This is a genomic window from Escherichia sp. E4385 (assembly GCF_963883145.1).
GTDB lineage: Bacteria > Pseudomonadota > Gammaproteobacteria > Enterobacterales > Enterobacteriaceae > Escherichia.
In genome coordinates this window covers 171,722-196,797 of record NZ_CAWOOJ010000011.1, presented here as the reverse complement: position 1 = coordinate 196,797, position 25,076 = coordinate 171,722, and the positions used below count along the sequence as shown (strand labels likewise).

The following is a 25,076-nucleotide window of genomic DNA, read 5'->3' as shown; positions in this document are numbered from 1 at the left end:
AGATAAGATTATTACCACTATTGAAGCTGTTAATGCCCAAAGTAGCAACTTTGCTTGCACTAGACCGACTGGTCTACTACACTCGAGCGCATGAACAAACACACCGAACATGATACTCGCGAACATCTCCTGGCGACGGGTGAGCAACTTTGCCTGCAACGTGGATTCACCGGGATGGGATTAAGCGAATTACTGAAGACCGCTGAAGTGCCGAAAGGATCCTTCTATCACTACTTTCGCTCTAAAGAAGCGTTTGGCGTTGCCATGCTTGAGCGTCATTACGCAGCATATCACCAGCGACTAACGGAGTTGCTGCAATCCGGCGAAGGTAATTACCGCGACCGCATTCTGGCTTATTACCAGCAGACGCTGAACCAGTTTTGCCAACACGGAACCATCAGTGGTTGCCTGACAGTAAAACTCTCTGCCGAAGTGTGCGATCTGTCAGAGGATATGCGCTGCGCGATGGATAAAGGCGCTAGCGGCGTGATCGCCCTGCTCTCGCAGGCGCTGGAAAATGGCCGTGATAGCCATTGTTTAACCTTTTTTGGCGAACCGCTGCAACAGGCGCAAGTGCTTTACGCACTATGGCTGGGTGCGAATCTGCAGGCCAAAATTTCGCGCAATTCCGCGCCACTGGAAAACGCGCTAGCACATGTAAAAACCATTATTGCGACGCCTGCCGTTTAGTAGGCTTTTTTATCACCAGACGACCAGGAGCCTTTATGTCATCTGAAAAACTGTATTCCCCACTGAAAGTGGGCGCGATCACGGCGGCAAACCGTATTTTTATGGCGCCACTAACGCGTCTGCGCAGTATTGAACCGGGTGACATCCCTACTCCGTTGATGGCGGAATACTATCGCCAACGTGCCAGTGCTGGTTTGATTATTAGCGAAGCCACGCAAATTTCTGCTCAGGCAAAAGGATATGCAGGCGCGCCTGGCATCCATAGCCCGGAGCAAATTGCCGCATGGAAAAAAATTACCGCTGGCGTTCATGCTGAAAATGGTCATATGGCCGTACAGCTGTGGCACACCGGACGCATTTCTCACGCTAGCCTGCAACCTGGCGGTCAGGCACCGGTAGCGCCTTCAGCACTTAGCGCGGGAACACGTACTTCTCTGCGCGATGAAAATGGTCAGGCGATCCGTGTTGAAACATCCATGCCGCGTGCGCTTGAACTGGAAGAGATTCCGGGTATCGTCAACGATTTCCGTCAGGCCATTGCTAACGCGCGTGAAGCCGGGTTTGATCTGGTGGAGCTCCACTCTGCTCACGGTTATTTGCTGCATCAGTTCCTTTCCCCTTCTTCAAACCATCGTACCGATCAGTACGGCGGCAGCGTGGAAAATCGCGCACGTCTGGTGCTGGAAGTGGTCGATGCCGGGATTAAAGAATGGGGAGCCGATCGCATTGGCATTCGCGTTTCGCCAATCGGTACGTTCCAGAATACGGATAACGGCCCGAATGAAGAAGCCGATGCGCTGTATCTGATTGAACAACTGGGTAAACGCGGCATTGCTTATCTGCATATGTCAGAACCAGACTGGGCAGGCGGCAAACCGTATACCGAGGCGTTTCGCGAAAAAGTACGCGCCAGTTTCCACGGTCCGATTATCGGCGCAGGTGCATACACGGTAGAAAAAGCAGAAATGCTGATCGGTAAAGGGTTAATTGATGCGGTGGCATTTGGGCGTGACTGGATTGCGAACCCGGATCTGGTCGCCCGCTTGCAGCGCAAAGCCGAGCTTAACCCACAACGTGCTGAAAGTTTCTATGGTGGCGGTGCGGAAGGCTATACCGATTACCCGACGCTGTAATCCAACATTGCGAGCGGCGTAAAGCCGCCGCTATACTAAAACAACATTTTGAATCTGTTAGCCATTTTGAGGATATAAAGATGCGTCTTCTTCATACCATGCTGCGCGTTGGCGATCTGCAACGCTCCATCGATTTTTATACCAAAGTGCTGGGCATGAAACTGCTGCGCACCAGCGAAAACCCGGAATACAAATACTCACTGGCGTTTGTTGGCTACGGCCCGGAAACCGAAGAAGCGGTAATTGAACTGACCTACAACTGGGGCGTGGATAAATACGAACTCGGCACTGCTTATGGTCACATCGCGCTTAGCGTTGATAACGCCGCTGAAGCGTGCGAAAAAATCCGTCAAAACGGGGGTAACGTGACCCGTGAAGCGGGTCCGGTAAAAGGCGGTACTACGGTTATCGCGTTTGTGGAAGATCCGGATGGTTACAAAATTGAATTAATCGAAGAGAAAGACGCCGGTCGCGGTCTGGGCAACTAATCTCCTGCCGGGCGCGAACTCATCGCGCCCGCATCTTTACTGCATCGACAAGTAATATTTGTCATAATGCGCGCTGCAATTTATCCGTATTAAGAGAATCAGATGTCCGATAACGCTCAACTTACCGGTCTGTGCGACCGTTTTCGTGGTTTTTATCCTGTTGTGATCGATGTTGAAACAGCCGGATTTAACGCCAAAACCGATGCGCTGCTTGAGATTGCCGCCATCACCCTGAAAATGGATGAACAAGGCTGGCTGATGCCGGACACCACATTACATTTCCACGTCGAACCATTTGTCGGCGCAAATTTGCAGCCAGAGGCCCTCGCCTTCAACGGCATTGACCCGAACGCTCCCGATCGCGGCGCGGTCAGCGAATACGAGGCGCTGCACGAAATTTTTAAAGTTGTACGTAAAGGCATTAAAGCGAGCGGCTGTAACCGGGCCATTATGGTGGCGCACAACGCCAATTTTGATCACAGCTTTATGATGGCCGCCGCAGAACGCGCCTCACTGAAACGTAACCCATTCCACCCTTTCGCCACTTTTGACACCGCGGCACTGGCCGGGCTTGCACTCGGACAAACCGTATTATCAAAAGCCTGCCAGACCGCGGGTATGGACTTCGACAGCACCCAGGCGCACTCCGCGCTGTACGACACCGAACGCACTGCTGTGCTGTTTTGTGAAATCGTCAATCGCTGGAAACGTCTGGGAGGCTGGCCGCTGCCTGCCGCCGAAGAGGTGTAATCGAGTCGATGCCTGATGACATGCAATGATTCAGGCATCTATAGTGAGGCTATTCCACGCATCATGCATGATATTCACGGGGAATAGCGTTAATGGCAGATAACCTAAACTCTTCATCGCCCCTGCCGGACGTGTTTTCACCGGCGACCCGCGACTGGTTTCTTCGCGCCTTTAAACAGCCGACCGCTGTCCAGTCGCAAACCTGGCATGTGGCGGCACGAGGTGAACATGCGCTGGTGATTGCACCGACTGGCTCAGGGAAAACGCTGGCAGCATTTCTCTACGCACTGGATCAGCTCATCCGCGAAGGTGGCGAGCATGCCAGCGAGGCGCATAAACGCAAAACCTCACGCATCCTCTACATTTCACCAATTAAAGCCTTAGGCACCGACGTTCAGCACAATTTGCAGATCCCGTTACAAGGCATTGCAGAGGAACGGCGGCGGCGCGGCGAAACGGAAGTCAATCTTCGCGTGGGCATCCGTACTGGCGATACGCCCGCGCAGGAACGCAGCAAACTGACCCGCAATCCGCCGGATATTCTGATAACCACGCCCGAATCACTCTATCTGATGCTGACCTCCCGCGCACGCGAGACGCTGCGCGGCGTCGAGACGGTAATTATTGATGAAGTCCACGCGGTAGCGGGCAGTAAACGCGGTGCGCATCTGGCTTTAAGCCTGGAACGGCTAGATGCGCTGCTACACACCTCAGCACAGAGAATTGGACTTTCCGCGACTGTACGCTCAGCCAGTGATGTGGCCGCATTTCTTGGTGGCGATCGTCCGGTTACTGTAGTCAACCCGCCCGCAATGCGCCATCCGCAGATACGGATTGTCGTACCGGTCGCCAATATGGATGATATCTCGTCGGTCGCCAGCAGCACCGGGGAAGACAGCCATGCGGGCAGAGAAGGCTCAATCTGGCCGTATATTGAAAGCGGCATTCTTGATGAAGTGTTGCGCCATCGCTCAACCATCGTCTTCACCAATTCTCGCGGCCTGGCGGAAAAACTGACGGCACGGCTGAATGAGCTTTACGCCGCACGATTACAGCGCTCCCCGGCCATCGCCATAGACGCCGCTCATTTCGAGTCTACCTCCGGCGCAACCTCTAACCGCGTACAAAGTAGCGACGTTTTCATTGCCCGCTCGCACCACGGTTCCGTCTCTAAAGAACAACGGGCGATAACCGAACAAGCACTGAAATCAGGCGAATTGCGCTGTGTGGTCGCGACTTCCAGTCTCGAACTGGGGATTGATATGGGCGCGGTGGATCTGGTGATTCAGGTGGCGACGCCGCTTTCTGTCGCCAGCGGGCTACAGCGCATTGGTCGCGCCGGACATCAGGTTGGCGGTGTATCTAAAGGGCTGTTTTTCCCCCGTACCCGGCGTGATTTAGTCGATTCCGCCGTCATTGTCGAGTGTATGTTTGCAGGCAGGTTGGAAAACCTGACGCCACCACATAATCCACTCGACGTCCTTGCGCAGCAAACCGTTGCCGCCGCGGCGATGGATGCATTACAGGTCGACGAATGGTACTCCCGCGTACGCCGTGCCGCACCGTGGAAAGATCTGCCAAGACGAGTTTTTGACGCCACGCTGGATATGCTTTCCGGGCGCTATCCCTCAGGCGATTTTTCTGCTTTTCGACCAAAACTGGTCTGGAACAGGGAGACGGGGATATTGACCGCCCGACCCGGCGCTCAGCTGTTGGCTGTTACCAGCGGTGGCACCATTCCGGATCGTGGCATGTACAGTGTGTTATTACCCGAAGGTGAAGAACAGACAGGCTCGCGGCGGGTGGGCGAACTGGATGAAGAGATGGTGTATGAATCGCGAGTGAATGACATCATCACTCTCGGCGCTACCTCATGGCGGATCCAACAAATCACCCGCGATCAGGTCATTGTGACACCTGCACCAGGTCGCTCTGCCCGACTTCCCTTCTGGCGTGGTGAAGGTAATGGACGCCCCGCTGAATTGGGGGAAATGATCGGCGATTTTCTCCATTTGCTGGCGGATGGCGCGTTCTTTTCCGGAAATATCCCGCCGTGGCTGGCAGAAGAAAATACACTCGCCAATATTCAGGGGCTGATTGACGAACAGCGTAACGCTACGGGCGTTGTCCCTGGAAGCCGCCACCTGGTTCTCGAACGCTGCCGTGATGAAATTGGCGACTGGCGCATTATTTTACACTCTCCCTATGGAAGACGAGTGCATGAACCGTGGGCGCTGGCGATTGCCGGACGACTGCATGCGCTATGGGGCGCTGATGCCTCGGTAGTCGCCAGCGATGACGGTATTGTCGCCCGCATTCCAGATACCGACGGCAAATTGCCTGACGCCGCGATATTTTTGTTTGAACCGGAAAAGTTGCTGCAAATTGTCCGCGAGGCGGTGGGCAGCTCAGCGCTTTTCGCAGCCCGTTTTCGCGAATGCGCCGCGCGGGCATTATTAATGCCTGGCCGAACACCGGGCCATCGCACCCCGCTCTGGCAACAACGGCTGCGTGCCAGCCAGTTACTGGAAATCGCCCAGGGATATCCGGATTTTCCTGTCATTCTCGAAACTCTGCGTGAATGCCTGCAGGATGTGTATGACCTTCCCGCGCTGGAACGTTTGATGCGTCGCCTGAACGGTGGCGAAATTCAAATATCCGATGTAACGACCGCTACGCCCTCGCCTTTCGCCGCCAGTTTATTGTTCGGTTATGTGGCGGAATTTATGTATCAGAGCGACGCCCCGCTGGCAGAACGGCGAGCTTCAGTGCTGTCTCTGGACAGCGAATTGTTGCGCAATCTACTCGGTCAGGTTGATCCTGGTGAGTTACTCGACCCGCAGGTCATTCGTCAGGTGGAAGAAGAGTTACAGCGACTGGCCCCTGGCAGAAAAGCGAAAGGTGAAGAAGGTCTTTTCGACCTGTTGCGCGAACTGGGGCCAATGACCGTTGAGGATCTGGCGCAACGGCATACAGGCCGCCGTGAAGAGATTGAGACATATGTAGAAAATCTTCTGGCGGAAAAAAGAATCTTCCCGGTGATCATCGCAGCTCAGGAGCATCTGGCCTGTATGGACGATGCGGCCAAATTACGCGATGCTCTCGGAGTGCAACTGCCGGACTCGCTGCCTGATATTTACTTGCACCGTGTCAATTACCCGCTTCGCGATCTCTTTCTGCGCTATCTCCGGGCTCATGCTCTGGTCACGGCTGAACAACTGGCTCATGAGTTTAGCCTCGGTATTGCCATTGTCGAAGAGCAACTTCATCAATTGCGCGAACAGGGGCTGGTGATGAATTTGCAACAAGACATCTGGGTGAGCGATGAAGTTTTTCGTCGTTTGCGTTTACGTTCCCTGCAGGCTGCCAGAGAAGCTACGCGTCCGGTACCCGCCATTGCCTATGCACGATTGCTGCTGGAACATCAGGGCGTGCTCCCCGCCACCGATGGTAGCCCGGCGCTCTTTGCCTCAACATCGCCAGGCGTTTATGAAGGCGTGGATGGCGTCATGCGAGTTATCGAACAGCTTGCTGGTGTCGGTTTACCCGCCTCACTGTGGGAAAGCCAGATCCTGCCCGCCCGCGTACGCGATTACTCGCCAGAAATGCTCGATGAACTGCTGGCAACCGGTACGGTTATCTGGTCGGGGCAAAAAAAGCTCGGTGAGGATGACGGTCTGGTGGCACTGCATTTACGGGAATTTGCCGCCGAATCGTTCATTCCCGCAGAACAGGATCAGGCGAAACGTTCAGCGCTTCAGCTGGCAATTATCGCGGTTCTGACTGACGGGGGCGCCTGGTTTGCGCAACAAATCAGCCAACGAACAGGCGAGATAATCGGCGAGCCCGTAGAGCCTTCAGCCCTGCAAGAGGCGCTTTGGGAACTGGCCTGGCAAGGCGTCATCACCTGTGATATTTGGGCACCGTTGCGCGCCCTCACCCGAAGCAGTCCGACCACTCGCCGCAGTAGCCGGGCTCGTCGTGGACGTCCGGTTTATGCACCGTCAGCTATGCCGTCGGTATCTTACAACACACCAAAGCTGGCTGGACGCTGGTCGTTATTGCAGGTGGAGCCACTAAACGATACCGAAAGGATGCTGGCGCTGGCGGAAAATATGCTCGACCGCTACGGAATCATCAGCCGTCAGGCGGTGATTGCTGAAAATATTCCTGGCGGATTTCCGTCGATGCAAACGCTTTGCCGCAGTATGGAAGATTCCGGGCGAATTATGCGGGGTCGATTTGTTGAAGGTTTGGGTGGTGCACAATTTGCTGATCGCCAGACCATTGACCGTCTGCGCGACCTGGCGCCCCATGCCACGCAGACGCGACAATATATGCCCGTGGCCCTTAGTGCCAACGATCCGGCCAATTTGTGGGGGAATCTACTATCCTGGCCTGCACATCCGGCGACGCTGGTTCCGACTCGTCGGGCAGGCGCGCTGGTGGTCATTTCTGGCGGCAAATTATTGATTTATCTGGTGCAAGGTGGCAAAAAAATGCTGGTCTGGCAGGAAAAAGATGAATTATTACCACCAGAGGTTTTCCTGGCGCTAACCACCGCGTTGCGGCGAGAACCACGGCTACGCTTTACGTTGACAGAAGTGAATGACCAACCGGTCCGGCAAACGCCGATGTTTACGCTGCTGCGTGAGGCGGGATTTTCAAGTTCGCCACAAGGGCTGGATTGGGGATAAAAAGCACTGACGGATGCCTGTTAGCATCCGTCAGTATTGCGAAACGGATTATTCAGCATCCGGCTCTTCAGACTTGTATTTAGCAGCAGTTTCTTTGATCAGCTGCTGCAGTTCGCCACGCTGATACATTTCAATCACGATATCACAACCGCCTACCAGCTCGCCGTCAACCCACAGTTGCGGGAAAGTCGGCCAGTTCGCATATTTCGGCAGTTCCGCACGAATGTCCGGGTTCTGCAGGATATCAACGTAGGCAAAACGTTCGCCACAAGCGGCAAGCGCCTGGACTGCCTGGGCAGAGAAACCGCAGCTCGGCAGTTTCGGTGAACCTTTCATGTACAGCAGGATCGGGTTTTCAGCAATCTGGCGTTGGATTTTTTCGATAGTGGTGCTCATTGTCTTGCTTCCTCAAACTTCTTTACGGCAGTAATCTGACATTGTAGCGGGTCAGTGCGGCATCGGAAAATAACATTTTCATCATGCTTTTGCTATTTTATCCCTTTGCTCTATTTGTTGCATTTCAAATATTCGTTTCTACTCTGCCACGCTGCAAGCTGGCGTATTTGTGACCATTTTTAGCTTTCACTGCTGCTTTTTTTTGCGCTCGCCGACGAAACGTATTTTTTAACAATAAAAGCTATTAACTTTCCCTTCTTCTATGCATTAGAATCATCAAGTTTTGTAAATCAGACGCAGGCATGATAGACCTGCCTTAACAGAGGGACGCTCAGTGGCGCGGATAAACCGTATTTCGATCACGCTCTGTGCTTTACTTTTTACCACCCTGCCTTTAATGCCTATGGCCTATGCTTCCAAGCAAGCCAGGGAGAGTTCTGCTACCACTCATATCACCAAAAAAGCAGATAAAAAGAAAAGCACGGCAACCACCAAAAAGACCAATAATAAAGCCAGTCAGAAAACCGCCAAAAAAGTCGCCAGTAAAAGTACGACCAAAAGCAAAACCGCTTCTTCCGTTAAAAAATCCTCCATTACCGCTTCTAAAAACGCTAAAACTCGCAGCAAAAATGTTGTCACTAAAACGGCGTCTGCCAGCTTTACGGAAAAGTGCACCAAACGTAAGGGCAATAAGTCACATTGCGTGAAAGTCAAAAATGCCGCCCCTGGCACTATTGCCGATGCGCACAAAGCCAAAGTTCAGAAAGCCACTAAAGTGGCGATGAATAAACTGATGCAGCAAATTGGCAAGCCATATCGTTGGGGCGGGAGTTCACCGCGTACCGGTTTTGATTGCAGTGGACTGGTTTATTACGCTTATAAAGACCTGGTTAAGATCCGTATTCCGCGCACGGCCAACGAAATGTATCACCTGCGCGATGCGGCACCTATCGATCGCAGTGAACTGAAAAACGGCGACCTGGTCTTCTTCCGCACGCAAGGGCGTGGGACTGCCGATCACGTAGGCGTGTACGTTGGCAATGGTAAATTTATTCAGTCACCGCGCAGTGGTCAGGAAATTCAAATCACGTCGTTAAGTGAAGATTACTGGCAACGTCACTATGTTGGCGCTCGTCGGGTAATGACCCCAAAAACACTTCGCTAAAACTTTACCCTGTTGTTACGACAACAGGGTAAGTTCATCTTTTGTATCACCTTTTAATTTGCTACCCTATCCGTACTCACAATAAGGCTATTGTGCGTATACCAATGAATAATAAAGGAGAGTAGCAATGTCATTCGAATTACCTGCACTACCATATGCTAAAGACGCTCTGGTTCCGCACATTTCTGCGGAAACCATTGAGTATCACTACGGCAAACATCATCAGACTTATGTCACTAACCTGAACAACCTGATTAAAGGCACCGAGTTTGAAGGTAAATCACTGGAAGAGATTATTCGCAGCTCTGAAGGTGGCGTATTCAACAACGCAGCTCAGGTCTGGAACCACACTTTCTACTGGAACTGCCTGGCACCGAACGCCGGTGGCGAACCGACTGGCAAAGTCGCTGAAGCTATCGCCGCATCTTTCGGTAGCTTTGCCGATTTCAAAGCACAGTTTACTGACGCTGCGATCAAAAACTTTGGTTCTGGCTGGACCTGGCTGGTGAAAAACAGCGATGGCAAACTGGCTATCGTTTCTACCTCTAATGCTGGTACTCCGCTGACCACCGATGCGACCCCGCTGCTGACCGTTGATGTCTGGGAACACGCTTATTACATCGACTATCGCAATGCGCGTCCTGGCTATCTGGAGCACTTCTGGGCGTTGGTGAACTGGGAATTCGTAGCGAAAAATCTCGCTGCATAATAACTGATGGCAAATGCAACATTGCCTGATGCGCTACGCTTATCGGGTCTATCCGGATGAGGCGTTAACACCGCATCCGGCAAGATAAATCGCACTTTGCCTGCAAACTGTAACGCAGAAGGTATCCCCTTCTGCGTTTCGTTTATTAACTGTTGGCAACGCAAACTGCTTCAGGTTGTTTTCTGGCTGACATAAACACCAGCAACAATGCCAGTCCTGCGACAATTGCCCCCATCACCGGCACAAAACTGTACCCCAGACCACCCGAAATCACTGCGCCACCTGCCGCGGCACCCAGAGCATTGCCCAGGTTAAAGGCACCGATATTCACTGAGGAAGACAGCCCTGGCGCTTCGCTGGCAACTCGCATCACACGCATCTGTAACGGCGGTACCACCGCAAAGGTTGCTGCGCCCCACACCACCATGCTGATAGCCGCACCAAACTCATTACGCGCCAGGAACGGGATCGCCAGCATAATCACCATCAGCAGCAACAAAAAGCCTTTCAGCGTGCCGTTGACCGAACGATCTGCTAGTTTACCGCCTAAATAGTTACCGATAGAAAACCCAACGCCAATCAGCACCAGCATGGCTGTTACGAACACCGGCGTTGCGTGGGTGATACTTTGCAGTACTGGTGAAATATAGGTGTAGAGGGTAAACATTGCGCCAGCCCCTAGTACCGTCGTCAGCAAGGCTGATAACACCTGCGGACGCATCAATACCGCCAGCTCTTTTTTCACTTCCGGTCGCGCACCTGCGCCGCCTTTCGGTAACGAGAAGAACAGGCTAACCATTGAAATCACGCCCAGCCCCGCCGTTGCCAGAAACGACATCCGCCAGCCAATAGTTTCGCCAAGCCAGGTCGCCGCAGGAACACCGCCAATATTTGCCAGAGTTAAGCCCATAAACATAGTGGCGACGGCGCTGGCCTGTTTGTGTTTAGGCACAACGCTTGCGGCCACGACTGAACCCAAACCAAAGAATGCCCCGTGATTCAGACTGGTCAAAATGCGTGAAAGCATCAGCGTCATATAATCCGGCGCGATGGCGGAAAGCACGTTGCCAAGAGTGAAAATGGCCATCAGGAAAATAAGCGCACTGCGCCTGGCGCGATGAGACAGCAGTAATGTCATCAGCGGCGCGCCAACCATCACGCCAACCGCATAGGCGCTGATTAACATGCCCGCAGCAGGAATCGTGACATCCACACCGCGCGCAATGACGGGTAACAGGCCCATTGGCGAGAACTCCGTTGTCCCGATACCAAACGCGCCAACTGCCAGCGCCAACAACGGATAGTTAATTTTCATGCCTAATCTCCACCTCTTCGCGTCATTACACGATATTCATCAAAGTGGCGAAAGCATGACAGCAATCACAAAAAATTGAAAATAACAAAAAGAGAAAACACTTTTGCCATTTTGCTAACAAAAGGGAAGAGAGTGCGAGGGAGGATGCGCTCCCTCGAAGGGAAATCAGTGCAGCGCGGCAGTCAAACCTACGGCCACGATCAAACCGAGGACAATAATGGTTGTTACCAGTGAAAATTTAAGATCGGTACTCATCAAGTTTTCTCCTTTTTTATTACCCTACAAAAAGTGATATTACGCATTTTTACACACTGTGAAGAAAAAATCTCCCGCCATTTATAATGATAAGTGTTTTTACCACTTCCCCTTTTCATCAAGATCGGCCAAAATTCCACGCTTACACTATTTGCGTACTGGCCATTGACCCCTTCCTGACGCTCTGTGTCGTTTTTCCGGCGTACCGCAACACTTTTGTTGCGCGTAAGGTGTGTAAAGGCAAACGTTTACCTTGCGATTTTGCAGGAGCTGAAGTTAGGGTCTGGAGTGAAATGGAATGGCAACAATAAAAGATGTAGCGAAGCGAGCAAACGTTTCCACTACAACTGTGTCACACGTTATAAACAAAACTCGTTTCGTCGCTGAAGAAACGCGCAACGCCGTGTGGGCAGCGATTAAAGAATTACACTACTCCCCTAGCGCGGTAGCGCGTAGCCTGAAGGTTAACCATACCAAGTCTATCGGCTTGCTGGCGACCAGCAGCGAAGCAGCCTATTTCGCGGAGATCATCGAAGCGGTTGAAAAAAATTGCTTCCAGAAAGGTTACACGCTGATCCTCGGCAACGCGTGGAACAATCTGGAGAAACAGAGAGCCTATCTGTCGATGATGGCGCAAAAACGCGTCGATGGCCTGTTGGTCATGTGTTCTGAGTATCCGGAACCGTTGCTGGCGATGCTGGAAGAGTATCGCCATATCCCGATGGTGGTAATGGACTGGGGCGAAGCAAAAGCCGACTTTACCGATGCGGTCATCGATAACGCGTTTGAAGGCGGCTACATGGCCGGACGCTATCTGATTGAACGCGGTCACCGCGAAATTGGCGTTATCCCTGGTCCTCTGGAACGTAATACCGGCGCGGGTCGTCTGGCAGGGTTTATGAAGGCGATGGAAGAAGCGATGATCAAGGTGCCGGAAAACTGGATTGTGCAGGGTGACTTTGAACCTGAATCGGGTTATCGCGCCATGCAACAAATCCTGTCGCAGCCACACCGCCCTACTGCGGTCTTCTGTGGCGGCGATATCATGGCAATGGGTGCACTTTGCGCTGCTGATGAAATGGGTCTGCGCGTACCGCAGGATGTTTCGCTGATCGGTTATGATAATGTGCGCAACGCCCGCTACTTTACCCCGGCGCTGACCACTATCCATCAGCCAAAAGATTCGCTGGGCGAAACGGCGTTCAACATGCTGTTGGACCGTATCGTCAACAAACGCGAAGAACCGCAGTCTATCGAAGTTCATCCGCGGCTTATTGAACGCCGCTCCGTAGCTGACGGTCCGTTCCGCGACTATCGTCGTTAATTATCCGTTGCGGGAGTCTCTTCCGGCTCCCGCAGCCACTCCTTATTCAGCGTCTCACTATCACCGAGATACTCCAGCAACCAGGTTAACGCTGGCGACATATCATTCTGCTGCCAGGTCAGACAACATGCCGAATCAGGGAATGGATTTTCCAGTTCTAACGCCACCCATTTTCCCTCATTAAGCCATGGTTTGGCGAAATGCGTCGGCACCATGCCTATGCATAAACCGGCCGAGATACAGGTTGCCGATGATTCCCAGTCAGGTACGACAAGCCTTTTTTGGTTATCCAGCAGCCAGGTAATTCGTTTGGGTAACGTCCGCGACGTGTCTTCGCGCACCAGCGACGGCCAGTTGCGCAACGTGTCATCGCTGAGCGGCCCATTCATCGACGCAAGCGGATGGTGGCGGGCAACAACACAACTCCAGCTCAACATCCCCATATCACGGAAGGCGTAACGGCCCCCAACCGGAATCGCTCGTGTCGCGCCAATCGCCAGTTCCACGCGCCCATCGGAAAGCGCATCCCAGACGCCGTTGAACACTTCCTGAAAAACCAGAAGTTCGACGTCATCAAAATGGCGATAGAAATCAACAATCATCTGCCGCGTGCGTTCTGGCCTGACAATATTATCTACCGCGATAGCTAATTGACCGCGCCAGCCGTTCGCTATCTGCTGACATTGTTGGCGAGTGATCTGCATTTTTTTGACAACAGAGCGCCCTTCTTTGAGAAACCACGCCCCGGCAGCAGTCAGTTCCACGTCACGATGACGCCGTTCAAAAAGCGGCACCGCCAGCCACTCTTCCAGCTGACGCACGGTATAGCTGACCGCAGAAGGAACGCGATGCAACTCCTGGGCTGCAGCGCTGAAGCTGCCATTTCGCGCCACTGCATCAACCACTTCGAGAGAATACTCAGACCACATAGTTTGCCTGCAAAATTTTTGAAACCAGTCATCAAATATTACCGTTTCACAACAGGAATTTCACTCCCTACACTTTGCGACGGTGTTTAATTGAGGAATTTAGAGAATATACATGCAACCTGGGAAAAGATTTTTAGTCTGGCTGGCGGGTTTGAGCGTACTCGGTTTTCTGGCAACCGATATGTATCTGCCCGCTTTCGCCGCCATTCAGGCCGACCTGCAAACGCCTGCGTCTGCTGTCAGTGCCAGCCTTAGTCTGTTCCTTGCCGGTTTTGCCGCTGCCCAGCTCCTGTGGGGGCCGCTCTCCGATCGTTATGGTCGTAAACCTGTGTTATTGATCGGCCTGACAATTTTTGCGCTGGGTAGTCTGGGAATGTTATGGGTGGAAAACGCTGCCACGCTGCTGGTATTGCGTTTTGTGCAAGCTGTTGGTGTCTGTGCCGCGGCCGTTATCTGGCAGGCATTGGTGACGGATTACTATCCTTCACAAAAAGTTAACCGTATTTTTGCGACCATTATGCCTTTAGTGGGGCTTTCTCCGGCGCTTGCTCCGCTGTTAGGTAGCTGGCTGCTGGTCCATTTTTCCTGGCAGGCGATTTTCGCCACTCTGTTTGCCATTGCCGTAGTGCTGATTCTGCCCATTTTCTGGCTTAAACCCACCACGAAAGCACGCAATGATAGTCAGGATGGACTGACCTTTACCGATCTGCTGCGTTCAAAAACCTATCGCGGGAATGTGCTGATTTATGCGGCCTGTTCAGCCAGTTTCTTTGCCTGGCTAACCGGTTCACCGTTTATCCTCAGCGAAATGGGCTACAGTCCGGCAGTAATCGGATTAAGTTATGTTCCGCAAACCATCGCATTTCTTATTGGTGGTTACGGCTGTCGCGCTGCATTGCAGAAATGGCAGGGTAAGCAGTTGTTACCGTGGCTGCTGGCGCTGTTTGCCGTCAGCGTGGTAGCAACCTGGGCTGCGGGCTTCATTAGCCATGTGTCGCTGGCCGAAATTCTGATCCCATTCTGTGTGATGGCCATTGCCAACGGGGCAATCTACCCGATTGTGGTCGCCCAGGCGCTACGCCCCTTCCCGCATGCGACTGGCCGCGCTGCTGCATTGCAGAATACCCTGCAATTGGGTCTGTGCTTCCTCGCAAGCCTGGGGGTTTCCTGGCTCATCAGCGTCAGCACGCCACTGTTCACCACCACCAGCGTGATGTTATCAACCGTGGTGCTGGTTGCTATCGGCTATAAGATGCAACATCAACCTGAATCCCACTGCCAGAATCATGGCGAGACGGAAGTCGCACATAGTGAATCACATTGATCTATAGCGATATCGTTATACTTAGGCTGCTAACAAAATTTTGTTGTATGATTGAGATTAGCAGCCTATACTGAGTTCCAGTTGTTAATATTACGATAAATATTATGTTTTTACGGGGACAGGAGCGTTCCCGGGTCACTATGGATGGTCATTTCGGCAAGGGTTCCTCCTTTCCTCTGTTCTACGTCGGATTATAGACTCGCGGTTTTCCTGCGAGATTTCTCACAAAGCCCAAAAAGCGTCTACGCTGTTTTAAGGTTCTGATCACCGACCAGTGATGGAGAAACTATGAGTTCATCGTGTATAGAAGAAGTCAGCGTACCGGATGACAACTGGTACCGTATCGCCAACGAATTACTTAGCCGTGCAGGCATCGCCATTAATGGCTCTGCCCCGGCAGATATTCGAGTTAAAAACCCCGATTTTTTTAAACGCGTTCTACAGGAAGGATCGTTGGGGTTAGGCGAAAGTTATATGGATGGCTGGTGGGAATGTGACCGACTGGATATGTTTTTTAGCAAAGTCTTACGCGCTGGGCTTGAAAACCAACTCCCCCATCATTTCAAAGACACACTGCGCATTGCTGGCGCACGGCTCTTCAATCTGCAAAGTAAAAAGCGTGCCTGGATAGTAGGTAAAGAGCATTACGACCTTGGTAATGACCTGTTCAGCCGTATGCTGGATCCCTTCATGCAGTATTCCTGCGCTTACTGGAAAGAAGCCTATAATCTGGAATCTGCCCAACAAGCGAAGCTCAAAATGATTTGTGAAAAATTGCAGTTAAAACCGGGCATGCGGGTTCTGGATATCGGCTGCGGTTGGGGCGGGCTGGCGCATTACATGGCGTCTAATTATGACGTAAGTGTGGTTGGTATCACGATTTCTGCCGAACAACAGAAAATGGCCCAGGAACGCTGCGCAGGTCTGGATGTCACCATTTTGCTACAGGATTACCGTGACCTGAACGACCAGTTTGACCGTATTGTTTCGGTTGGTATGTTCGAGCACGTCGGACCGAAAAATTACGATACCTATTTTGAGGTGGTGGATCGTAATCTGAAGCCAGAAGGGATTTTCCTGCTACATACTATCGGCTCGAAAAAAACCGATCTGAATGTTGACCCGTGGATTAACAAATATATTTTCCCGAATGGTTGCCTGCCTTCTGTACGCCAGATTGCGCAATCCAGTGAACCACACTTTGTGATGGAAGACTGGCATAACTTTGGCGCTGACTATGACACTACGTTGATGGCCTGGTATGAACGATTCCTCGCCGCCTGGCCGGAAATTGCCGATAACTACAGTGAACGCTTTAAACGGATGTTTACGTATTATCTGAATGCTTGCGCTGGTGCCTTCCGCGCCCGTGATATCCAGCTCTGGCAAGTGGTGTTCTCACGTGGGGTCGAAAGCGGCCTTCGCGTGGCGCGTTAAGTATTATTTCATCGCCCCCATTTTGGGGGCGATGTCATTTCAAACGCAGCTTTATTTCTTTTCCCGTGCCGCCAACACACGTTCAACAGTATCTACCACGGCCTGAGTTTGAGGATCGATTTCGATATTGACGCGTGCACCGAGTTTTTTCTTACCGAGAGTGGTACGTTCCAGCGTTTCCGGAATTAAATGCACACAAAAGCGGGTCGCTGTCACTTCACCAACCGTCAGACTGATGCCATCAATACCAATAAACCCTTTATACAGGATATATTTCATTAACTGCTCATCCTGTACTTTGAACCAGATCTGGTGGTTATTTTCTGATGTTATTATTTTCGATACTTCTGCGGTGGTCATAATATGACCTGACATTAAATGTCCGCCGATTTCATCGCTGAATTTAGCAGCTCGTTCTACGTTTACCCAATCCCCAACGTTTAAATCGCCAAGGTTTGTTATTCGTAACGTTTCTTTCATCAGATCAAAACTGATACGGTTGCCGTTAATTTCCGTTACAGTCAGGCAGCAACCGTTATGCGCGACAGAAGCGCCTGTCTCCAGACCATCCAACATGTAATCAGGTAATTCCACTACATGGGTTCGAAAATTTGCTTTCTCGTCAATCGACACCAACTTCGCGGTGCCCTGCACTATCCCCGTAAACATACTTACAACTCCTGAAATCAGTTAGGACATTCTGTTCAGCACAATAGCAGGTGGGAAACGTCCTTACCAGTAAAGGGGGTTGAGTGGTTATTTTTTCACTGGAGAATTAATAAATCCTCGCTACAATAGACTGAATTTCCCCTGTTTCTTCTTTTTGCTGCCCATTCAGGCGGTTTTTTAGTCTCTCATATAACAACAATATAAAAGGTGTTCACGTGCAGAAATACATTAGTGAAGCGCGTCTGTTATTAGCATTAGCAATCCCGGTGATTCTCGCGCAAATCGCCCAAACAGCGATGGGTTTTGTCGATACCGTCATGGCGGGCGGCTATAGCGCCACCGACATGGCGGCAGTCGCCATTGGTACTTCTATCTGGCTCCCGGCGATTCTTTTCGGTCACGGGCTGCTGCTGGCAATGACGCCAGTCATCGCGCAATTGAATGGTTCCGGTCGCCGTGAACGTATTGCGCATCAGGTGCGACAAGGTTTCTGGCTGGCCGGTTTCGTCTCCGTGCTTATTATGCTGGTGCTGTGGAATGCGGGTTATATCATCCGCTCCATGCAAAATATCGATCCGGCCCTCGCCGATAAAGCAGTGGGTTATCTGCGTGCACTATTGTGGGGGGCTCCGGGCTATCTGTTCTTCCAGGTCGCTCGTAACCAGTGTGAAGGTTTGGCAAAAACCAAGCCGGGCATGGTAATGGGCTTTATTGGCCTGCTGGTGAACATTCCTGTTAACTATATCTTCATTTACGGTCACTTCGGTATGCCTGAACTCGGTGGCGTCGGCTGTGGTGTGGCGACTGCGGCGGTGTACTGGGTAATGTTCCTTGCTATGGTTTCCTATATTAAGCATGCCCGTTCTATGCGCGATATCCGCAACGAAAAAGGCACCGCTAAACCAGATCCGGCGGTAATGAAAAGACTTGTGCAACTGGGTTTACCTATCGCGCTGGCCCTGTTCTTTGAAGTAACACTGTTTGCGGTGGTTGCGCTGTTGGTATCTCCGCTCGGTATTGTCGATGTGGCAGGCCACCAGATTGCCCTGAACTTTAGTTCGCTGATGTTCGTTCTTCCGATGTCGCTGGCAGCGGCTGTGACTATCCGTGTGGGTTATCGTCTGGGTCAGGGTTCCACGCTGGATGCGCAAACTGCTGCACGAACCGGGCTTATGGTTGGCGTCTGTATGGCAACGATGACGGCAATTTTTACAATCTCGCTGCGGGAGCAGATCGCTCTTCTGTATAACGATAATCCAGAAGTTGTGACACTGGCTGCCCACCTGATGTTGCTGGCGGCGGTGTATCAGATTTCTGACTCGATACAGGTAATCGGTAGCGGGATTTTGCGTGGTTATAAAGATACGCGATCTATTTTTTACATTACCTTTATCGCGTATTGGGTGTTGGGTTTACCAAGTGGTTATATCCTGGCATTAACCAATCTGGTAGTTGAGCCGATGGGGCCGGCAGGTTTCTGGATAGGCTTTATTATCGGTCTGACTTCTGCTGCCATTATGATGATGCTACGTATGCGTTTCTTGCAACGTTTACCATCGGCTATCATTTTGCAACGTGCATCTCGATAAAAAAATGAGGCGCAATCCGCAAAGATTGCGCCTTAATTTTAGGCTGGCTGGAGCGTTGCGCCAATGCCATCTTCGTCCGGCTGCAATTTAAGTGCGCTGCAAATAGGCTGCCGACTGGCATCCGTTATCTCAACGTGAATATCACCGCTGACTTCCCCTTTCACACTGATGAATTCTGGAGAAATTTCTTTTGCACTGGTTTGCAGGCAAATCGTTCCTTCTCCTCGCAGACGTTTCACCTTCAACTGCACAGACGTTGCTGTTGACGTTATCAGCCACACTTTTCCGCCATCGAGATTCAGGTTGCCAACATAGAAAGTGACGTTGTCACCTTTAACCGTACTGCCATCGAGGATCAACACGCCTTCCTGCTGGACCGTAATCGTTGATTGTTTCAGATCAGCGCCATAGCCAACAATCATAGAAGCGCCGTCCTGTAATGCAACGCTCCCCGTAAGTTCAACCGGAGCACAGTCTTCTTCTACGACGAATTTTTCATCCGCACTGGTGGGAGACATCACAATCACTGTCCCACTTTGTACCACTGCGTTTTCCAGCGTACCGGCATGCACTTCAGCCCGACCTCCGGTTTTAACTGTCAGGTTTTTAGTCTTACCAGAACTGTAGAGTTGCAGACCGTCTGTCCCCAGGCGATAAACGGCGCCATTCTCAACGATAGTATGAATGTCTTCGCCACCGAGATTATTCATGGTGCCACCCGCAATCAGCGTATCACTGGCTTTACCTGCCAGCATAAAAACGCCGCCGTGGCTTATCTCACCATTGATGGCTTCTCCGCCAGGGTAAACCAACAGTTCACCACCTTCATCGACAACAACTGCTGATGCTGTTCCGTTGACCAACAAACCACCATCCTGATCCAGAATGATTTTTTCCGCGCGATGGCCCTCCAGTACCCGCAGATTACCGCCATTCTCCAGCAATAAACCGCAGGCATAGCCCTGATCAACGCTAAATTCACCTTCGGGATGGCGGCCATTAACAGTCGCGAGCGTTGAGAGGCTAATCGCTCCACCGTCTGACTGAACAATGTCAGTGGCTATTGCGCCGTCACCGACTGATAACGTGCCATTGTTGCTGTACTGTGTACATTTGGCGATTCCACCAGTTTCAACTTTCAGCCAGCCAGCGTCTGTGACCACGGTATTTTCTGCTCTTCCGCCTGCCTCAACAATCAACTCGCCATCAGTAAGTTGAGTCGCGCCGATAACGTCTCCAGCATGAACAATTTGCACTTTCCCGTCGCTAATCAAGTTTTTTGCATCAGATCCCATGACTTATTCCTATGCTGCATCTGTGTGCCTTTATCGCTACCTAAGTGTAAAGGCTACGAAGGATTTATCCACGATAGAATTGATATGGTGGCAAAGTCTCTGTTTTACATTGTGAGTCGAGGGATAATCGGCTGTATCAAATCTAAATATGATCTCTGGCCAAAAATCGCCCTTGCAAATCAACAAAATATCGCCAATTTGCTTAAAAGCTCTGCAAACGATAGAAATAGCGCAGAAAATTACGATTTGCCTCTTGCCACCTTCACGCTCTGCCGCTAATATTCGTCCCCGTTGTCACCTACAACGTTGCGTTCATAGCTCAGTTGGTTAGAGCACCACCTTGACATGGTGGGGGTCGTTGGTTCGAGTCCAATTGAACGCACCATCCTGCGTCCGTAGCTCAGTTGGTTAGAGCACCACCTTGACATGGTGGGGGTCGGTGGTTCGAGTCCACTCGGACGCACCAGATTTTCTTAATCTGGTCTTCTCTTCCCTTTTGTTTCTCCTGCTTCTTCTCTGTATCCAATACGTTAAAAGATTTACACTATCCTCGTATGCGTTATCAGAAGGAGAATAGCTATGGCAACTTTATTACAACTTCATTTTGCTTTTAATGGCCCCTTTGGCGACGAAATGGCTGAGCAACTTAAACCGCTTGCCGAGTCGATTAACCAGGAACCCGGTTTTCTGTGGAAGGTGTGGACAGAAAGTGAAAAGAACCATGAAGCCGGTGGGATCTACCTTTTTACCGATGAAAAAAGCGCCCTGGCTTATCTGGACAAACATACTGCCCGCCTGAAAAATCTTGGTGTCGCAGAAGTTATTGCCAAAGTTTTCGATGTCAATGAGTCACTGAGTCAAATCAATCAGGCAAAACTGGCCTGACAGAAATTAATGAAGGGCGATACGCGCCCTTTTCGTCCCCGTCTGAAATTTCTCCTTTTCTAAATATTTCCACCACACTTATCTGGTAACACCAAATTCAAAAAAATGCATACAGGTAAGTAACAATGAAAAAAATTGCCATTGTGGGTGCCGGACCAACAGGGATCTACACTTTCCTCTCGCTTTTGCAGCAACAAACGCCACTCTCCATTTCTCTCTTCGAGCAAGCCGACGAGGCTGGTGTCGGTATGCCGTACAATGATGAAGAAAACTCTAAAATGATGCTGGCAAATATTGCCAGCATTGAAATACCGCCGATTTATTGTACTTATCTGGAATGGTTGCAAGAGCAAGAGGCCAGCCATCTGCAACGTTATGGCGTTAAAAAGGAAAGCTTGCACGATCGCCAGTTTTTGCCGAGGATTTTGTTAGGAGAATATTTCCGTGATCGCTTTTTACGGTTGGTAGAACAAGCTCGGCAGCAGCAATTTGAAATCAACGTTTATGAATCTTGCCAAGTGACTGATCTGCAAGTCACAGACTCTGGCGTGCTTATCTTCACAGATCGGGATTTGCCAGTTGAGACGTTTGATTTAACCGTAATAGCCACCGGTCACGTCTGGCCTGACGAAGAACAGGCAAGCCGAACATATTTCCCCAGCCCGTGGTCAGGGTTAATGGAAGCGAAAATTGAAGCCTGTCGCGTGGGCATTATGGGAACATCCTTGAGCGGACTGGATGCCGCAATGGCGGTTGCTATCCAGCATGGTTCCTTTATCGAAAAGGATAATCAACGCATTCTGTTTCAGCGCGATAGCGACAGTGAAAAACTCAGTATTACATTGATGTCACGCACAGGCATTTTGCCAGAAGCCGATTTCTATTGCCCTATTCCCTACGAACCTCTACGCATTGTCACTGAACATTCCCTGAACGCGGAAATTGAAAAAGGTACACAGGGTCTTCTGGACCGGGTATTTAAACTTATAGTGAAAGAGATTACTGCGGCTGATCCTGACTGGAGCCAACATATTGCGATAGAGGACCTGAATGTCGATACCTTCGCGCTGGCCTGGTTTGCTGACCGTAAACAGCATGACCCATTTGCCTGGGCAGAAAAAAACTTAGCAGAAGTCGAGCGAAATAAACGTGAAAAACATACCGTTCCCTGGCGTTATGTCATTCTTCGCCTGCATGAAGCCGTACAGGAAATTGTTCCGCATCTGAATGAGCACGACCATAAACGGTTCAGTAAAGGCCTTGCCAGAGTATTTATCGACAATTATGCAGCTATTCCTTCTGAATCTATAAAGCGCTTACTGGCTTTGCGCGAGGCGGGAATTATCCATATTCTCGCTCTCGGTGAGGAATACGATATGGAAATCGACAAAACGTACACAATGCTGAAAACAGCGGACAACAGCTACTCGTTTGACGTTTTTATTGATGCTCGTGGGCAGCGCCCGCTCAAAGTGAAAGACATTCCTTTCCCTGGACTACGTGCACAGCTACAGAAAACAGGCGATGAAATCCCTGATGTCGGTGAAGATTATACGCTACAGCAACCGGAAGAAGTTCGTGGTCGCGTGGCGTTCGGCGCGTTGCCCTGGTTAATGCACGATCGGCCTTTCGTTCAGGGGCTTACGGCTTGTGCTGAAATTGGTGAGGCTATGGCGCAGGCCGTCGTTAAGCCAGCATCCCGCGCACGCCGACGTCTGTCGTTTGATTAAGGTAAAAGAGTCAGCATTCCACAAATTGATGCTGCTCATTCAGACGATAGCGAACTCCAGCGCGAATATTATTTTCACCTTCAACGGCTACGGCAAAGCGCACTCTTTCGCCGTCATGATAAGCCAGCGCGGCGCTGCCTCCTGGCCCGAGAATAATTGAATCCACCACGCCCGTACTCACTACCGTTGAATTTTCACCGCTGGCGATGATATGAACGTTATCGCCGCTGTTGGCAATCCTGGCGTTTGCGCCAAAGCTGGCGATTTGCACCAGATCGCCATTACTGGCGACATGACACCGTTCACCCAATGTACAAACGCGTACTCGCATTCCGGTATTCGCAATACGACTGCTGTCTCCGGCGCTGCTTATCCGCGAGGAATTACCGGTTACAGCAACACGAGCACGTTCACCTGAGCTACCGATATGGCTGTTAAATCCGACACTGCCAATCCGCACGTTATAACCCATGCTGGCAATTTGCGCAGCATACCCCACGGTAGCGATTCTGGCGTTATCCTCACAACAGCCGACGCGTGCGTGATCGTCGGCCCGGGCGAACTGACTGCAAAAGGGTATCTCTACGGGACCTTTGGCCAGTTTTTGCATTGAGGAAACTTCCTGACGGGCGAAATTTTCGTCTGCCAGCCATTTTTTCCAGGCGTACTCAACCAGACTTTCCGCCCAGTCGGTAAACCCTTCGCCAATCAGGGCGTGGTGTATATCGGCATAAATTCCACCTTGCGGAAAACGGCGCAGAAACCAGCGGTACATAACCGCGCCTACACGCCACTCTCGCAGATCAGCTCGTGTAATGATCATTCGTTAATGCCGGTGATAGCCATCGACCATACATTTAAAAGTTTCGTGCGGAGTACGCCCCGTGGTGCAAAGATAGAGATGGCCGAAGATAAAAAAGAGGCTTATAACTGCCAGAGCAAAATGCGCCTGCAATAACCAGTATCTTACGCCAGGGAACACGTCCCCCACGGTTTGCGGGTAAAGGCATAGCAGCCCCGTCAACAATAACAGCGGCAGCAATCCATACATCACACCAACATAAGCTGCCTGCTGCAATGGATTGAATTTAGACTGTGTTGTTGCAGGAAATGGATGATCTTCCCCTTGCATAATTCCAAGCAGATAAAACCGCGTTTGTTTAGCCGCTCGCCCCAGCCAGCCCTGACGACGGATAATGTAGTGATGACCATTACCCCCAACGGCATTAATGAGAACAAAGCCAAGCCAGCATGCCAGTAGCAGGAATCCACAAACCTCATGTACGGCAACCAGACTTTTGACTGCAGCAACGCCCACCAGCGCAAAGTGATTGATTAGCCCACTAGCCAGCAACAAAACAAAGAGTAACGCATTCGACCAGTGCCATAATCTCACCGCCTTGCTGTAGAGATAAACCTTCTCGCCATGACCAGTGGTGGATTTCTTTATACCACGAGCGCGAAGCAAGGCGTGAAGCCCCAACACTAACCACATCCCGACCAGCAACAGCCCGGCAATGACCAACCACACAGGCCAAAATTCGGGAGAAAACTGCGGTACATAGTTCGCCAACTGGTTATGAAATTGTTCAGCATTTTGCGACGGGTTCATACATTTTCCTTTTTAATCAAATGTTGACCGAACCGGCGATACATATGCGGTTTCCCGGCACCAGGCAGCTGATATTGATAGTATTTATTTTCCTGTAACCATGCCTGAATTTCTGGGCTATCTTCGCGACCAAAGATCAACGCATGTTCCGGACAGGCGCTAACGCAGATGGGCGGAAAACCTTTTGCCAGCCGTGACTCAGCACAGAAATCACATTTATCCGCCACTTTGGTCAGTGGATTAAGGTAACGAACCTGATACGGGCATGCGCCGATGCAGTAGCTACAGCCAATGCATTGTGATTTTTCTACCCGCACGATCCCCTGTTCATCACGCCACGATGCCCCTGTGGGGCAAACGTCGATGCAAGGAGCATCTTCACAGTGCTGGCATGACTGGCGAAAAAAGTGATACAGCGTTTCGTTATTGTTATCGGTGACCGGGATATGCGCGATAGACAAACGACTTCCCTGTGCCGGTACATGGTTAGTTTTACGGCATGCTCTGGCGCAAATATTACAGCCATTGCACCGCGATTCATCGTGAATCATGGCATATCGAACTTCCTTTCCTTGTCTGGTGTTCGCTAACAAAGAAGGTGCTGTACCGGTAAAAAAGAGTACCGTTCCCATCCCCAGAACAAATTTGCGTCGAGTGAAGGACATCTTATTATCCTCTAATGCT

22 protein-coding genes and 2 tRNA genes are annotated in these 25,076 nt (G+C 51.1%); 15 read left to right on the top strand and 9 right to left on the bottom strand.

The window, feature by feature from the left end; all coding sequences use genetic code 11:
• The first annotated feature begins 90 nt into the window (after nt 1-90).
• The 5 genes from nemR to AACS80_RS10825 all read left to right on the top strand — a co-directional run bounded on the left by nemR (nt 91) and on the right by AACS80_RS10825 (nt 7,758).
• Complete coding sequence (gene nemR / locus AACS80_RS10845) at nt 91-690, top strand: DNA-binding transcriptional regulator NemR (RefSeq protein WP_135409983.1); 600 nt, start codon at nt 91-93, stop codon at nt 688-690.
• 35 nt (nt 691-725) lie between these two features.
• Complete coding sequence (gene nemA, locus AACS80_RS10840; RefSeq protein WP_135409984.1) at nt 726-1,823, top strand: N-ethylmaleimide reductase; 1,098 nt, start codon at nt 726-728, stop codon at nt 1,821-1,823.
• An 80-nt stretch (nt 1,824-1,903) separates the two neighbouring features.
• Nucleotides 1,904-2,311, top strand: coding sequence for a lactoylglutathione lyase (gene gloA / locus AACS80_RS10835; RefSeq protein ID WP_001237796.1), 408 nt, complete (start codon nt 1,904-1,906; stop codon nt 2,309-2,311).
• A 102-nt stretch (nt 2,312-2,413) separates the two neighbouring features.
• Nucleotides 2,414-3,061 carry a ribonuclease T gene (gene rnt, locus AACS80_RS10830; RefSeq protein WP_001282275.1) on the top strand — a complete coding sequence of 216 codons (648 nt, stop codon included), beginning with the start codon at nt 2,414-2,416 and terminating at the stop codon, nt 3,059-3,061.
• A 92-nt stretch (nt 3,062-3,153) separates the two neighbouring features.
• The gene (locus AACS80_RS10825) at nt 3,154-7,758 is read left to right on the top strand and encodes an ATP-dependent helicase (RefSeq protein WP_135409985.1); all 4,605 of its coding nucleotides are present in this window, start codon (nt 3,154-3,156) and stop codon (nt 7,756-7,758) included.
• A 48-nt stretch (nt 7,759-7,806) separates the two neighbouring features.
• On the opposite strand, the gene grxD is transcribed toward AACS80_RS10825, so the two are convergent.
• Entirely contained in the window at nt 7,807-8,154 is a 348-nt protein-coding gene (gene grxD, locus AACS80_RS10820; protein WP_000108172.1) for a monothiol glutaredoxin 4, read from the bottom strand.
• A gap of 334 nt (nt 8,155-8,488) precedes the next feature.
• Here grxD and mepH point away from each other — a divergent pair, with 334 nt between their 5' ends.
• Together mepH and sodB are read left to right on the top strand one after the other, a co-directional pair.
• Nucleotides 8,489-9,319, top strand: a complete 831-nt coding sequence (mepH, locus tag AACS80_RS10815) for a peptidoglycan DD-endopeptidase MepH (protein WP_130208194.1) — start codon at nt 8,489-8,491, stop codon at nt 9,317-9,319.
• Between the two features lie 127 nt (nt 9,320-9,446).
• Nucleotides 9,447-10,028, top strand: a complete 582-nt coding sequence (gene sodB, locus AACS80_RS10810) for a superoxide dismutase [Fe] (RefSeq protein WP_130208196.1) — start codon at nt 9,447-9,449, stop codon at nt 10,026-10,028.
• 145 nt (nt 10,029-10,173) lie between these two features.
• Here the strand turns inward: sodB and AACS80_RS10805 are convergent, their stop codons facing one another.
• Complete coding sequence (locus AACS80_RS10805; protein WP_135409986.1) at nt 10,174-11,343, bottom strand: MFS transporter; 1,170 nt, start codon at nt 11,341-11,343, stop codon at nt 10,174-10,176.
• A 165-nt stretch (nt 11,344-11,508) separates the two neighbouring features.
• Complete coding sequence (cydH, locus tag AACS80_RS10800) at nt 11,509-11,598, bottom strand: cytochrome bd-I accessory subunit CydH (protein ID WP_000102278.1); 90 nt, start codon at nt 11,596-11,598, stop codon at nt 11,509-11,511.
• Between the two features lie 298 nt (nt 11,599-11,896).
• On the opposite strand from cydH, the gene purR reads away from it, so the two are divergent.
• Entirely contained in the window at nt 11,897-12,922 is a 1,026-nt protein-coding gene (purR, locus tag AACS80_RS10795) for an HTH-type transcriptional repressor PurR (RefSeq protein ID WP_000190978.1), read from the top strand.
• On the opposite strand, the gene punR is transcribed toward purR, so the two are convergent.
• Nucleotides 12,919-13,851, bottom strand: coding sequence for a DNA-binding transcriptional activator PunR (gene punR, locus AACS80_RS10790; RefSeq protein ID WP_130208200.1), 933 nt, complete (start codon nt 13,849-13,851; stop codon nt 12,919-12,921). The genes purR and punR overlap by 4 nt on opposite strands.
• A gap of 112 nt (nt 13,852-13,963) precedes the next feature.
• On the opposite strand from punR, the gene punC reads away from it, so the two are divergent.
• Both punC and cfa read left to right on the top strand, forming a co-directional pair.
• Nucleotides 13,964-15,175: a purine nucleoside transporter PunC gene (gene punC / locus AACS80_RS10785; protein WP_130208202.1), complete on the top strand. Its 1,212-nt coding sequence runs from the start codon at nt 13,964-13,966 to the stop codon at nt 15,173-15,175.
• Between the two features lie 288 nt (nt 15,176-15,463).
• A complete protein-coding gene (gene cfa, locus AACS80_RS10780) occupies nt 15,464-16,612 on the top strand; it encodes a cyclopropane fatty acyl phospholipid synthase (protein ID WP_138183785.1) in 1,149 nt (382 codons plus the stop codon).
• Nucleotides 16,613-16,663: 51 nt separating this feature from the next.
• On the opposite strand, the gene AACS80_RS10775 is transcribed toward cfa, so the two are convergent.
• Entirely contained in the window at nt 16,664-17,281 is a 618-nt protein-coding gene (locus tag AACS80_RS10775) for a riboflavin synthase (RefSeq protein WP_064530047.1), read from the bottom strand.
• 215 nt (nt 17,282-17,496) lie between these two features.
• Between AACS80_RS10775 and mdtK the strand changes: the two genes are divergently transcribed.
• Nucleotides 17,497-18,870, top strand: coding sequence for a multidrug efflux MATE transporter MdtK (mdtK, locus tag AACS80_RS10770; RefSeq protein ID WP_130208206.1), 1,374 nt, complete (start codon nt 17,497-17,499; stop codon nt 18,868-18,870).
• A gap of 38 nt (nt 18,871-18,908) precedes the next feature.
• On the opposite strand, the gene AACS80_RS10765 is transcribed toward mdtK, so the two are convergent.
• Nucleotides 18,909-20,165, bottom strand: coding sequence for an AIDA repeat-containing protein (locus AACS80_RS10765; protein WP_138183784.1), 1,257 nt, complete (start codon nt 20,163-20,165; stop codon nt 18,909-18,911).
• Nucleotides 20,166-20,473: 308 nt separating this feature from the next.
• Here AACS80_RS10765 and AACS80_RS10760 point away from each other — a divergent pair.
• From AACS80_RS10760 to AACS80_RS10745, 4 genes are all read left to right on the top strand, one after another.
• Nucleotides 20,474-20,550 (top strand) — tRNA-Val (locus tag AACS80_RS10760).
• Nucleotides 20,551-20,554: 4 nt separating this feature from the next.
• Nucleotides 20,555-20,631, top strand: a tRNA-Val gene (locus tag AACS80_RS10755).
• 113 nt (nt 20,632-20,744) lie between these two features.
• Complete coding sequence (locus tag AACS80_RS10750) at nt 20,745-21,050, top strand: monooxygenase (RefSeq protein WP_130208210.1); 306 nt, start codon at nt 20,745-20,747, stop codon at nt 21,048-21,050.
• 125 nt (nt 21,051-21,175) lie between these two features.
• Entirely contained in the window at nt 21,176-22,780 is a 1,605-nt protein-coding gene (locus AACS80_RS10745; protein WP_138183783.1) for an FAD-NAD(P)-binding protein, read from the top strand.
• A 10-nt stretch (nt 22,781-22,790) separates the two neighbouring features.
• Here the strand turns inward: AACS80_RS10745 and ydhT are convergent, their stop codons facing one another.
• From ydhT to AACS80_RS10730, 3 genes are read right to left on the bottom strand one after another with little or no spacing between them, the layout of a single operon-like run.
• Nucleotides 22,791-23,603, bottom strand: a complete 813-nt coding sequence (gene ydhT, locus AACS80_RS10740) for a protein YdhT (RefSeq protein ID WP_135409987.1) — start codon at nt 23,601-23,603, stop codon at nt 22,791-22,793.
• 3 nt (nt 23,604-23,606) lie between these two features.
• On the bottom strand, nt 23,607-24,392 hold the full coding sequence (gene phsC / locus AACS80_RS10735) for a thiosulfate reductase cytochrome B subunit (protein ID WP_131161192.1): 786 nt from the start codon (nt 24,390-24,392) through the stop codon (nt 23,607-23,609).
• Nucleotides 24,389-25,057, bottom strand: coding sequence for a 4Fe-4S dicluster domain-containing protein (locus tag AACS80_RS10730; protein WP_135409988.1), 669 nt, complete (start codon nt 25,055-25,057; stop codon nt 24,389-24,391). Before AACS80_RS10730 ends, phsC begins: the two co-directional genes overlap by 4 nt.
• Between the last annotated feature and the right edge of the window lie 19 nt (nt 25,058-25,076).